Here is a 12,426-nt window from a genome sequence, read left to right as displayed (position 1 = left end):
TAGAAAAGTGGGGAGACAGTTTGAAACCATACCCTTTATTATTTCAACCGGAGATGAAAGAACGCGTCTGGGGCGGCCGCGCGCTGGAGCAATTCGGCTTGACGCTCCCTGAAGGACCGATCGGCGAAGGCTGGATGATCGGCGATCACCCGAACGGTACGACGAAAGTGATCAATGGCGAATGGGCCGGACTTGGCTTGGATCAGTTGCGCGAGCAGTACGGCAAAGACATTTTCGGAAGCAAAGGCTTTTCCGCGAAAACCGGCCGCTTTCCGCTGCTTATCAAGCTGCTCGATTGTCAGGACGACCTGTCCGTCCAGGTGCATCCGAACGACGACTATGACAGACTGCCGCAGGGAGAGCTTGGGAAAACCGAAATGTGGTACATTCTCGACGCCAAGCCGGGCGCTAAAATTATTTACGGCTTGCAGGACGGAGCAACCCGCGAGCAGTTGGCCGAAGCGATCGCGGACAACCGGATCATGGACTGCCTTCGCGAAATCACGGTCGAGCGCGGCGATTCGTTTTACATACCGGCCGGAACGGTCCATGCTTTAGGGGCCGGCGTGCTGGTCGCCGAAATCCAGCAAAATTCCGACAGCACCTACCGCTTGTATGATTACAACCGCTTAGGCCTGGACGGAAAGCCGCGCGAGCTGCACATCGAAGATTCGTTGAATGTGATCGCCTATGAAGGCTCGGGAGCCTCTCATATGAAAACCAACCTGTCGGCCGATAATGAATGGCTTACTTTGGCTCGTTCCCCCTTCTTTATTACGGAAAAAGGAAACGTCAAACAGGAATGGCCGCTGCGAACAAGTGCGGACAGCTTCGTCATCCACATCATTTGCGATGGCACGGGCTCCATTCGTTGGGCGGATGGAGAGCTGCCGGTCAAACCGGGCGAATGCTACCTGCTGCCGGCGAATCTCGGGGATTATACATTAACTGGCTCGATGACGGTGCTGCGCAGTTATTTGCCATAACCCAAGCCTGCCGACAATTCAGCAAAAACCTCCAAATTCCACGTTTCCAGTGGTTTTGGAGGTTTTTTTTGTTTTACTGGACTGTACCGAACCACAGCTTATCGCCGTCTGAGCCGCGTTTGTCAAGGCTGGCACAGCACAGCAAAGCAAAAAACCTCCGGCCGCCGCATTGTTTCACATCCGCGGCTAGCCGGAGGTTGTCATGCTGTTTAAGTTGTCGTCGGTGTCGGGAACACTGCCGCCGCCAAGTCCAGCGTAAAATGCTGCGCGCGCGTGACAGCGTCAGGCGGGAAGTAAACGATCAGCAGCTGAGGCTCTGCGCTGTCATCCCCGTTCAGGCGCCCTTCCGCCAAATAGCGGTCAAGCCGGAAAGGCAGCACTTCCAGCATCACATGCTTGTGCAGGTCCTTTTCGCCGATCCGAAGCGCCGCGAACGATGGCGATACGATGTCCGGACTGTCGGCCAGCAGACGGAAATAATCCGACTGCTTCGCCTTGTCCAGCGTAAAATCCCACCATATTTTGCGCGGCTTGTACTTATGATTCAAGAAGTAATCGAGCTTCATCAAACCATCGATTATATCCGGCTGCCGCGTGCCGCGGTGAAGCAGGAAGGCACGCAGACGGGTGAACAGGTCTTCCAGCTGGTGGCCGATCTTTTGCCAGCCCCTGGCTTCCCAATAATCGCCGAACTGCTGAAAAAAATCGAACGCAGACGGAAACTCCTCGCGAATCAAATAAGTGACGGTATGATCCAGCCGATGCGCATTCCAATATTTTTCCAGGACGTCCTCCACCCGCTTAATCCGCACCAGGTCAGAGAATGGCAAGATGTCGTTGCCGAGAATTTCGTACGGCGCATGATCCATATATTTGTAACCGTATTTTTCCGCGTCGGCGCGCATGCCGGTTCCGCGCAGCATTTTCAGAAAACCGAGCTGCAGCTCCTCCGGCCCCAGTTCAAACACATCGTTAAACGTTTTGCGGAACGAATCGTAATTTTCCTCGGGAAGCCCTGCAATCAGATCGAGATGCTGGTCAATTTTGCCGCTCTCCTTCACCTTGGTAACGGTACGCGTCAGCTTGGTGAAATTTTGCCGGCGCTTGACCAGACTGTTCGTCAAATCGTTCGTCGATTGCACGCCGATCTCAAAGCGGAATACGCCGGTCGGGGCGTGCTCCGCCAAATAATCAAGCACCTCGGGGCGCATAATATCGGCCGTTATCTCGAATTGGAACACGCAGCCGCGGTGATTCTCGATCAGAAATTCGAAGATTTCCATCGCATAATCGCGCTTGATGTTAAACGTCCGGTCCACGAACTTGATCAGCTTGGCGCCCGAATCGATCAAATAGAGCAGGTCGCTCTTCGTACGCTCCATATCGAAATAACGGACGCCGACTTCGATTGAGGACAGGCAAAACTGGCAGCTGAACGGACAACCGCGGCTTGTCTCAAAATAGACGACACGGTTGGCCAGGCTTGGAATATCTTCGGCAAACCGGTGCGGCGACGGAATATCGTCGAGCTGCAGCTTCGGACGCGGCGGGTTAATGATGACCCTGCCTTCCTTGCGGTAAGCCGTTCCGAACACGCTGTAAAACGCACGATCTCCGCTCAGCTCTTTCAGCAAATGATGGAACGTCTCTTCCCCCTCGCCCATCACGATATAATCGACCTCGGGAATCCGCTCCATCCAATATTCCGTATCGTAGGACACCTCGGGCCCGCCGAGCACGATCGTAAGCCGGGGGTTAATTTTTTTCAGCATATTGATGACGGTAATCGTTTCTTCGATGTTCCATATATAGCAAGAAAACCCGATGACATCGGGCTGCTTCTGAAACAAATCCGATACGATGTTCATAGCCGGGTCTTTAATCGTGTATTCGGTTATGTCTATGGCAAAATCGCCGCCGCAAAACGCCTTCAAATAGCGCAGCGCCAGCGATGTGTGGATATATTTGGCATTCAATGTCGACAAGACGACTTTCATAAGCACTTTACCTCTTTTATAAGCAGTTTCGTTGTGTACCTTATTCTACACCCAATGACCGCCAAAGTGAAGCAAGTCCATTTGCGGCCAAAAAAAAAAGAAAATGGAACGCCTTGTTAAGGTTCATTCCATTTTCCCGCTACAACCAGGTTGTATTTTCCTGCGGCACTACCGCTTCCGGCGTCATCGCGCTTAACGTAAATTCGTCGCTGCCTTCTTCGGTCCAGCGCATCTTTTGCGTCAGCAGTTGCTCCTCCACCAATTCCTTTTGCGTGACCAGATGCTGCTTGTCGCCTTCCGATTGTTCAATCGTTTGCTTCAGCCGTTTTCGCTGCTCCATCCGTTTCGCCATTTGATATAAGATCATCGTTGTATGCTCCTTTTTTTGAATTCGTAGTTTGTCTGTTGCTGTTCACACTATCATCTTACGCGTCTAACATGAACGCAGCATTAACAGACAGTGAACATTTTGTTAAATCTGCCCCGTCTGAAGCAGTATAACCCAATGAAAAGAAATATATGTAAGAACGTTCGCCTTTATGTCAAAAAAGAACTCCGGATCGGAGCCCTTTCGACAGAAGTTAGTTGCATATTCATTTATCTTGTGCGACGGCATGCTGAGGATCATAATAGGCAACTACCAGCACGTCGATATGCCTTGCCTTTCGGAGCAATCTTTTGACAAGCGAGCCATTCCGCAATTGCTTCCATATCGAAAATTTGGACTGCCCCAAAATCAGCTGTGTCGCTTTATACGCATTGGCTTTGGCCATCAGCGCATCGGCGATCCGTTTGCGCCTGTCGGAGGGGATCGTTTCGAACGTTCCGCCGAGCCGAAGCGTCAGCTTCCGGGCCGCATCCAGTTGCTGCGCGATTTCATCGGTCAGGCCATCACGCTCCAGCTGCACATATGCCACATACCACACGGCCTTAAGCCGGTGTGCGATCCGAAAGCCTCTGCGAATGAGTCGCTCGGCATGGGAATCCGCATCCACGCAGACGAAGATGACCTCCTTCCTCCGCCATGGGCCGCGCAGCGAGCCGCGCCGCTCCCAAGATTCCAGCCGCTCATCCACGTCATCGGCAATTTCTCTTAAAGCCAGCTCGCGCAGCGCAATCAGATTCCCTGTTTTGAAAAAATGGCTGAGCGCCTGGTTCACTTTCTCCCGCGCATAAATATGGCCCTCTTTCATCCGCTGCTGCAGGGTTTGGGGGGCGACGTCGATGAGCTGCACCTCATCCGCCAGCCGCAAAATATGATCCGGCACCGTTTCTCTGACCCTTACGCCCGTAATTTGCTCCACCGCATCGTTCAAGCTTTCCAGATGCTGCACGTTCACGGTCGAAATGACCGAGATGCCGGCTGCTAAAATATCGAGAACGTCCTCGTATCTTTTCTTGTTTTTGCTTCCGGGCACATTCGTATGCGCCAGCTCATCCACAAGCACAACGTCAGGATTGCGGCGTATGATTTCATCCGTGTCCATTTCTTCCAGCCTCGCACCACGGTAGTCGATGATGCTGCGCGGGATTAGCTCCAGCCGGCCTATTTGCGACTCCGTTTCTTTGCGGCCATACGTTTCCAGCAGTCCGATAAGCACATGAATGTTTTTTAGCAGCAGATCGTTGCCTTCGCGCAGCATCGTATACGTTTTGCCGACACCGGGCGCAGCCCCAATATACACTTTGAACCGGCCTCTTTTCATCCGGATAATTTTTTGCTCCACCTCATGCGAGCTTAACCGCCGGAACCATTCAGCCTCTTCCTCCGGCCTGGACAGCTTGGCGGGCAGGATGCGCTCCCCCTCATGCTCCGAGCTATCGGCCACGACGAAGATGTCAATGTTTCTCGTTTTTTTCAAAATGTCATGGACAATGGAGCCCTGCCAAAACTCCTGCCACCGCGTCTGTTTGGAGTGGCCGAGCACAATCCGGGTGACGCTATTTTCCAAAGCGTAGTTGACTAAAATGCCCGGAAGCGCCCGGCGCGAGCACAGCGGCAGCTCTTCGAATTGCGCTCCCACCTTTTCCGCCAGCTTCTTGATCGACCGCCGGAAGGCCGCGGCGTCCTTCGACAGTTCTTGCTTCGAGTTGACAAAAGCGACCACGAGCAGATCGCCGTTCAGCCGCTTGGCGATTTGCTGGCCTCTGCGCACATAAATCGAGCCGTTCCAATGAAACTGTACGGAGACCAGTATCCGTTCCGTCGCTCCGGACGGACCGATCAGCCCGATTTCGTCCCTGTATTTCTCCAGCGACTCGTTCACGCCTTCGGCCATCAACCGCAGCGACAGCTCGCGAAGCACCGCCAGATTACCCTGCTTAAAGTAACGGTTTCCTTGTCCGATACGCAGATGCCCTTCAGCCGCTCGGGTCAATAGCGCTTCCGGCGTGGCGTCGATCAGCACGACCTCGTCCGCAAGCTCCAGCGTATCTGCCGGAACGGTTTCCCTCACCTCGATGCCTGTCAACTTTCTTGCTAATTCCTTTATTCCCTCCAGCTCATACACGTTGATTGTTGTCATGACGCTGATGCCATGGCTGAGCAGAAACCGTATATCCTCCAGACGGGTAGCGAACTTTGCTTCTTTGCGGTTGCGGTGGGCAAGCCCGTCGACCAGCACGACTTCAGGATTCCGCGTGATCAGAGCGTCCAGGTTCAAATCTTTCTTTTCTTCCTGCTCCTGGATCCAATGAATACTCGGAATGCGTTCCAAATCACCGATCTGCTCTACTGTCTCGGGCCGCTGCCGGGTGGACACGGCGCATATGACCACGTCGATGCCTTGCTGCTTCATTCGTTGTCCTTCACGCAGCATGTGATACGTCTTGCCCGAGCCGCTTACGGCACCGATGTACACCTTCAGCCGTCCCATGTGCAGCCTGGATATGGATAGCAAAATTTCTTCCGGCGTTTTGCGTTTGAAATCGTCCATACGGGCCGTCCCCCCTAATTATAAAAGAAAAGCGGATAGACCGACCGGCAGCCGGTTCGTTTCACTCACTTCAAGACTTCGCTGATCCGACGGTCAATCCTTGCAAAGCTACATTCAGCTTGAGCACGTTCACCCGCGGCTCGCCGAACAGCCCTAGATCGCGCCCGTCCGTATGAGCGTCGACGAGCTTTTCCAGCTCGGCTGCGGACAAGCCGGTCAGTTTGCTGATCCGCGGAATTTGCGCTTTTGCCGATGCAGGGCTGATATGAGGATCGAGCCCCGAACCCGAGTTCGTAACCAGATCGATAGGAAGCCGGTTAACCGGCACGTCCGGATTGTTTTTCTTCCAATCCTCGATCGATTCCTGCGTCCGCTTAAGCATATCCGGGTTGGATGGCGCATAGTTGTTCGTGCCGGATGCTTCCGCTTTATAATCAATGCTGGATACGCGCCCCTGAAAAAACCGCGGATCCGTAAATTTCTGGCCGATCAGCTCCGAGCCGACCGTTTCTCCCTTGCTGTTCTTAATCATGCTGCCATTGGCATGCCCCGGCATGAGCAATTGCGCGATTCCGGTACAAACGAGCGGATAAACGATGCCGCACAATACAATAAAGACAAGACTGGCCCTTACGGCGGTACCTAACGATAACCGTGCCTTTTCCGATTCTGCATGCTCCGAATTATTCATTCTGGATCAACCTCTTTCCTCCAAGTCTCAATCAATCCCTGCCTATATCCACAAATGCACGACCAAATCGATGATCTTGATGCCGATAAAAGGAACGACGACACCGCCAAACCCGTAGATGAACAGGTTTCTCTGCAGCAGCTTTGTTGAGCTCATCGGCTTGTAAGCGATGCCTCTCATCGCTAGCGGAATAAGCAGCGGAATAATAACGGCGTTAAATATTAATGCGGATAAAATAGCCGACATCGGAGTCCCGAGCCCCATGATGTTCAGCGCCTCCATTTGCGGAATCGCGAGCGTAAACATGGCCGGGATGATCGCAAAATATTTGGCCACATCGTTGGCGATACTGAATGTCGTGAGCGCGCCGCGCGTCATCAACAGCTGCTTGCCGATAGCTACGACTTCTATAATTTTTGACGGGTCGGAATCGAGATCGACCATATTCGCCGCTTCTTTCGCCGCAATGGTCCCGCTGTTCATCGCCAAGCCTACGTCGGCTTGGGCAAGCGCAGGCGCATCGTTCGTCCCGTCTCCCGTCATGGCAACAAGCTTGCCTTCCGCCTGCTCCTTGCGGATAACCGCGATTTTATCTTCCGGCTTGCTCTCGGCGATAAAATCATCCACTCCCGCTTCGCGGGCGATCGTCGCAGCCGTTAAAGGATTGTCTCCTGTACACATGATCGTTTTGATTCCCATTTTGCGGAGCTGGTCGAACCGTTCCTTCATGCCTGGCTTGACGGTGTCCTTCAAATAAATCAATCCGAAAATTTGACGATCTACAGCGACCGCGAGCGGTGTGCCGCCTTCCGAGGCGATGGCATTGCCTTTGGCATCCAAATCGGCGGGTATCGATCCGCCCTGGGCTTCCACCCACTTCTTCACAGCATCGACCGCGCCTTTGCGCACTTTGCTGCCGTTTGTCAGATCGATGCCGCTCATCCGGGTTTCTGCTTTGAATTCAATAAATTGTCCGCCTGCCGCAATCGCTTCGTTATTGGACAAGCCTAGCTTTTTCATCAATTCCAAAACCGACCGGCCTTCCGGTGTTTCGTCCTTGATCGAGCTGATGGCCGCCCATTCGCCGACCGCCGCGGCCTGCTCCGCACCGACCGGGACAAATTCGCTTGCCATTCGATTGCCAAAAGTAATCGTACCCGTCTTATCGAGAATCATCGTATTGATGTCCCCTGCGGCTTCAACGGCTTTACCCGACATCGCAAGTACATTAAACTGCGTGACCCGGTCCATCCCGGCGATCCCGATCGCCGACAGCAGCCCGCCGATGGTCGTCGGAATCAGGCAGACCAGCAATGCAATCAAGACGGGTATCTGCAAATCAATTTCCACGTATTTAGCGATTGGAGCCAGCGTAACAACCACAATCAAGAAAATAAGCGTCAAACTGGACAACAGTGTGTTCAATGCAATTTCATTCGGCGTTTTTTGCCTCTTTGCACCCTCCACCAGCGAGATCATCCGATCGATGAACGATTCGCCGGGATCGCTCGTGATGCGCACCTTGATCTCGTCACTGACTACCCGGGTTCCACCGGTTACCGAGCTGAAATCGCCTCCGGCCTCTTTGATGACCGGCGCCGATTCACCGGTGATGGCCGACTCGTCGACGGAGGCGAGCCCTTCGATAACCTCGCCGTCGCCCGGTATCATTTCCCCCCGGGCTACAACCACAACATCGCCTTTGCGCAGCTCCGTTGACGACACTTGCTTCACGCCGCCATTGACGACTTTGTTAGCCGTCATCTCTTTTTTCGATTTTTTCAATGAATCGGCCTGCGCCTTCCCGCGCCCTTCCGCCAAAGCTTCCGCAAAATTAGCGAACAAAACCGTGAAAAGCAAGATGAGAAATACGGTAAAATTAAATCCGATGTTCTCGCCTGTACCAAAATAACCGGGAAAAATCGTCATCAACAGCACGATCAGCGTTCCCGTTTCGACGACAAACATGACCGGATTTTTCATCATCGTGATTGGATTCAGCTTGACGAAGCTATCCTTGACAGCCTTTTTAACAATACTGCCGGATAATAACGTCTTTCTATTCGTATTCATGGATGTCACCCACCCTTCCCCTTAACGGATCGTCAGATGCTCGGCGATCGGCCCGAGCGCAATGCCGGGCAAAAACGTCAGCGCGCCTATAATCAACACAGTTCCGACCAAAATACCGGCAAACAGACGGTTATCGGTGCGGAAGGTCCCGACGGTTTCGGGAACCCACTGCTTGCGCACCAGCGAACCGGCCACCGCAAGCATCGCGACCATTGAAACATAACGGCCGAAAAGCATGACAAGTCCTGTCGTTATATTCCAAAATGGCGTATTATCCCCGAGTCCTTCAAAGCCGGATCCGTTATTGGCCGCGGAGGAAGTGTACTCGTACAGCACTTGCGAAATGCCGTGGAAAGACGGATTCGTAATCGCCGTTTTTCCAAATTCGGTTGCGAGCGCGAGCGCAGTCGGAACCAGAATAATGAACGGATGCGCCAATATGGCAACGGCAATCAGCTTCATCTCTCGCGCCTCGATTTTCCGGCCCAAGAACTCCGGTGTACGGCCCACCATCAGCCCCGCCAAAAAGACAGCCAAAATCGCATACATCAGCATATTGACCAAACCGACGCCTTTGCCGCCGAATACGCAGTTCAGCATCATCAGCGCAAGCGGTGTAATACCGCCGAGCGGCGTCAGCGTATCGTGCATATTGTTGACGCTGCCTGTCGTAGCCGCTGTCGTCACCGCTGTAAACAGAGCCGACTGAGCGACGCCGAAACGGACTTCCTTGCCTTCCATACTGCCCTGCGAAGCGTCAATGCCAAGCCTGTTCATGATCGGATTGCCGTTCGACTCCGACACAAACACGAGAGACAAGAACATCAGAAACAATAGCATCATTGCCGAAAAAATAACCCAGCCCTGCCTGCGGTTTTTGGCAAACAGACCGTACGTATACGGAAGCGCCGCAGACAGCACCCACATCGATAATATTTCAATCACATTGGTCAGCGCATTCGGATTTTCAAAGGGATGGGCCGAATTGACGCCGAAAAATCCGCCTCCGTTCGTTCCCAAATGCTTGATCGACTCCAGCGAAGCGACCGGTCCGATGGCAATTTGCTGACCGGCACCTTCCACTCCCGTTACTGTTAAGGTCGGCTGCAGCGTCTGCGGTACCTGGAGCGCCACCAGCAGCATCGCGATCAAGAACGCAATCGGGAAAAATATCCGGGTGTGCGCTTTGACAAAATCCTCGAAAAAGTTGCCGATCGTCTCCCCTTTGCTCGTAATGCCTCTTATAAAAGCGATCGCCACCGAAAATCCGGTCGCCGCCGAGGTGAACATCATCATCGTGATGACAGCCATTTGCGAGAAATAGGACAAACCCGATTCCCCGGCGTAGTGTTGTAGATTCGTGTTGGTCATAAAGCTGATGACCGTATTGAACGTCAGCGTTTCTTCCATCCTTTCGATACCGTTCGGATTCAAAGGTAAAAACTTCTGCACTCTTAACAGCAAGTAGCTGACTGCCACAAGCACAATGTTGGTTATAATAAAACTGAGCGCGTACGTTTTCCAGGTCATGCCGTTTCGCTTTTTAAGCCCGATCAGGTTGAAAATAGGCCTTTCAATGAAGGAGAACCACCGATCGGTCCGGTTCGCTTCGTTCGAAAATACATCGTACAGGTACGTTCCGACCGGTTTGACCAGCAAAACTAAAATGACCAGCACAACGGCAATTTGTAAAATGCCCATATGGGTTTCCTCCTCCAAGTTTTGCAGTAGCAAAACTGACTTCGTAAGCATCCGCCGAGTTTGCGGTAGCAATCTTTTTCCGTAAGCATTCGCTAGTTTGCAATAGCAAACTTTCTTCGCAAGCATTGTCTTAAAATTTTTCCGGATGGATCAAGGTGTAAGCCAAGTAAACAAAAATAAACAATGTAAACAGCATGACGACGATCATTTGCGTTCGCCTCCCGACTCCTCGACGACTTTTTCACACCATGACAGAAATGCGGCGAACAACGCATATGTGACGGCAAGTGCCAGCAGCATATAGAGGTCCAGCATATAAATCCCTCCAACGGTTTCATTCAGATAGATTGTTTGCCAACTGCAATATTTGTATCCCAAATTCATGCTTTCAGCCCGACTAAAAAGGAAACGTCCTCGCCTGTCGAATGAATGACATAATTGGCGCCAAGCCCTTTATAAACGAGACGAGGGGAGCTTACTCCCGTGATGACGTAAATCGGTTTCGCCGTCCAGCTGCGGCATATTTGAATGTACCGGCAGCATAAATTCAGGCTCTGCTCGAATAAAAACACTTTCCCGACGGGAAACTGCGGAACCGCCCATTTGCTTTGAGAGGCGGTATCGATTATGACGATACGGCTGACACCGATTCGTTCCAATCGCTGCTTCTCGCTCTTATTGTTTGTCAACGCTGCAAAAGGCAAGCCCTGCCGCATCAGATGGCAGATGAATGCTTCTCCGGCTTTGTTTGGTGCTGACACGAGGTCGATTTCCTGCCGATCCACTTCGATTCTCCTCCTTTTTTCCTCGAAAAGAAGGCAGTACGCCGCCACTCCATTACAGCGCGGGCTCAAAAAGCGGCTCGGCAGCTGTAAACGGCGTACCCGATGGTGTGCCGGAATTTGTTTCGCATCCTTCTTAGCGTCAACAAAAAAGAAGCCTGCGAAAAGAGGTTAACTCTTCTCGCGGCTTCTTAAGAACACGGCTGAATAAACCGTGTTTCGCCCACGACAATCGTTGCCTCTCCCGGTACGCTTACGAGGTTAGCTGTCGGATTCGGGCGTGAGAGTCGCCCTACCCGGGTGCAAGTAGCTTGCACTGCCGGGATTCACCCCATGGAGCCGGAATACATGGCAGCCGTCTTAAGGCCGACGAATGCGCATCCGTTCCTTTGGTTCCCCCGTTCCTTGTTCATCCAAGGACTCAGCGATAAAAAAGCATTTTACATATGCTGTTAATTTTGAACAATGATTCGTGAATCAAAAGCTTCGGTCATGCATGACTCCGCTTTTTCATCGATTCCTGAGATAGTACGGCCGGATTCGGACGGTGAGAGCCCTACCTGCCGACGTGCGCCGCACATCGAGCCAGGATTCATCCCAAGCGATCCTCCCGCGGGTCTCACCACCGCAAGCAGATCGTGATGCCGTTTCCCGATTTTTCGGAATGCCGATATCGAGCGGCTGAAAATGGAAACTTTTGATGTAAATCATGAGTCGTATCTTACGCCTGCCGGCTGGTACTGTAAAGAATAACTGCCTTGCAAATGTGCCAATTCCGGATAGCCTGCACGACAAAACAGAGCTGAAGCTCCGTTATACTGCATCACGCTCATGATCTCTCCCGTTTTCAATTCATTTTCAGCCCATTTTCAAAAAACGCAGCAATAGACAGCTTTATACCCGAAAATGAAGGATAGCCTCTCATGAATCCGCTTACACACTCGGAAAAGCTGGAAACTACTGAAATACAACCCGGATTCGGGGTTTACAAGTTGTGCCTGACATCGTATGATACGTTTCAATACCTTCATAACTTGTTTCACGCTTAGTTCCCGCACAGGGAAACGGGGGACCCAATCGTCAAGGGGTGAATCCCGGCCGTACATCGAGTCTCGTATGTACCCGGGTAGGGCGCTCTCAAGCCCGAATCCGTCAGCTAACCTCGTAAGCGCATTGAGAGAGAACCGCAACCGAGCTTTGCCGGCAGGACCGGCTAATTACCAAAAGCCCGGGAGCAGAGTTTCTCTGCTCTCCGGGCTT

General features: G+C 52.4%; 8 protein-coding genes and 2 riboswitches. Of the genes, 1 reads left to right on the top strand and 7 read right to left on the bottom strand.

The window, feature by feature from the left end; genetic code table 11:
* The first annotated feature begins 20 nt into the window (after window positions 1-20).
* On the top strand, window positions 21-986 hold the full coding sequence (locus tag E1757_RS18215; protein WP_133230635.1) for a type I phosphomannose isomerase catalytic subunit: 966 nt from the start codon (window positions 21-23) through the stop codon (window positions 984-986).
* A 209-nt stretch (window positions 987-1,195) separates the two neighbouring features.
* On the opposite strand, the gene E1757_RS18210 is transcribed toward E1757_RS18215, so the two are convergent.
* From E1757_RS18210 to E1757_RS18175, 7 genes are all read right to left on the bottom strand, one after another.
* The gene (locus E1757_RS18210) at window positions 1,196-2,983 is read right to left on the bottom strand and encodes a B12-binding domain-containing radical SAM protein (RefSeq protein WP_133230633.1); all 1,788 of its coding nucleotides are present in this window, start codon (window positions 2,981-2,983) and stop codon (window positions 1,196-1,198) included.
* A 139-nt stretch (window positions 2,984-3,122) separates the two neighbouring features.
* Window positions 3,123-3,350: a hypothetical protein gene (locus tag E1757_RS18205; protein WP_133230631.1), complete on the bottom strand. Its 228-nt coding sequence runs from the start codon at window positions 3,348-3,350 to the stop codon at window positions 3,123-3,125.
* 226 nt (window positions 3,351-3,576) lie between these two features.
* Window positions 3,577-5,919 carry a universal stress protein gene (locus tag E1757_RS18200; RefSeq protein WP_133230629.1) on the bottom strand — a complete coding sequence of 781 codons (2,343 nt, stop codon included), beginning with the start codon at window positions 5,917-5,919 and terminating at the stop codon, window positions 3,577-3,579.
* 70 nt (window positions 5,920-5,989) lie between these two features.
* The gene (kdpC, locus tag E1757_RS18195; RefSeq protein ID WP_133230627.1) at window positions 5,990-6,610 is read right to left on the bottom strand and encodes a potassium-transporting ATPase subunit KdpC; all 621 of its coding nucleotides are present in this window, start codon (window positions 6,608-6,610) and stop codon (window positions 5,990-5,992) included.
* A gap of 42 nt (window positions 6,611-6,652) precedes the next feature.
* Complete coding sequence (gene kdpB, locus E1757_RS18190; protein ID WP_133230625.1) at window positions 6,653-8,683, bottom strand: potassium-transporting ATPase subunit KdpB; 2,031 nt, start codon at window positions 8,681-8,683, stop codon at window positions 6,653-6,655.
* 21 nt (window positions 8,684-8,704) lie between these two features.
* Entirely contained in the window at window positions 8,705-10,384 is a 1,680-nt protein-coding gene (kdpA, locus tag E1757_RS18185) for a potassium-transporting ATPase subunit KdpA (protein ID WP_133230623.1), read from the bottom strand.
* 380 nt (window positions 10,385-10,764) lie between these two features.
* On the bottom strand, window positions 10,765-11,169 hold the full coding sequence (locus tag E1757_RS18175; RefSeq protein WP_133230621.1) for a hypothetical protein: 405 nt from the start codon (window positions 11,167-11,169) through the stop codon (window positions 10,765-10,767).
* Between the two features lie 231 nt (window positions 11,170-11,400).
* Window positions 11,401-11,603, bottom strand: a riboswitch (cyclic di-AMP (ydaO/yuaA leader).
* A 595-nt stretch (window positions 11,604-12,198) separates the two neighbouring features.
* Window positions 12,199-12,353, top strand: a riboswitch (cyclic di-AMP (ydaO/yuaA leader).
* Window positions 12,354-12,426 lie beyond the last annotated feature (73 nt).

It is taken from the genome of Paenibacillus piri, assembly GCF_004354045.1.
GTDB lineage: Bacteria > Bacillota > Bacilli > Paenibacillales > NBRC-103111 > Paenibacillus_S > Paenibacillus_S piri.
The sequence above is the reverse complement of the archived record's forward strand: the minus strand, read 5'-3'. Positions and strand labels throughout refer to the sequence as shown.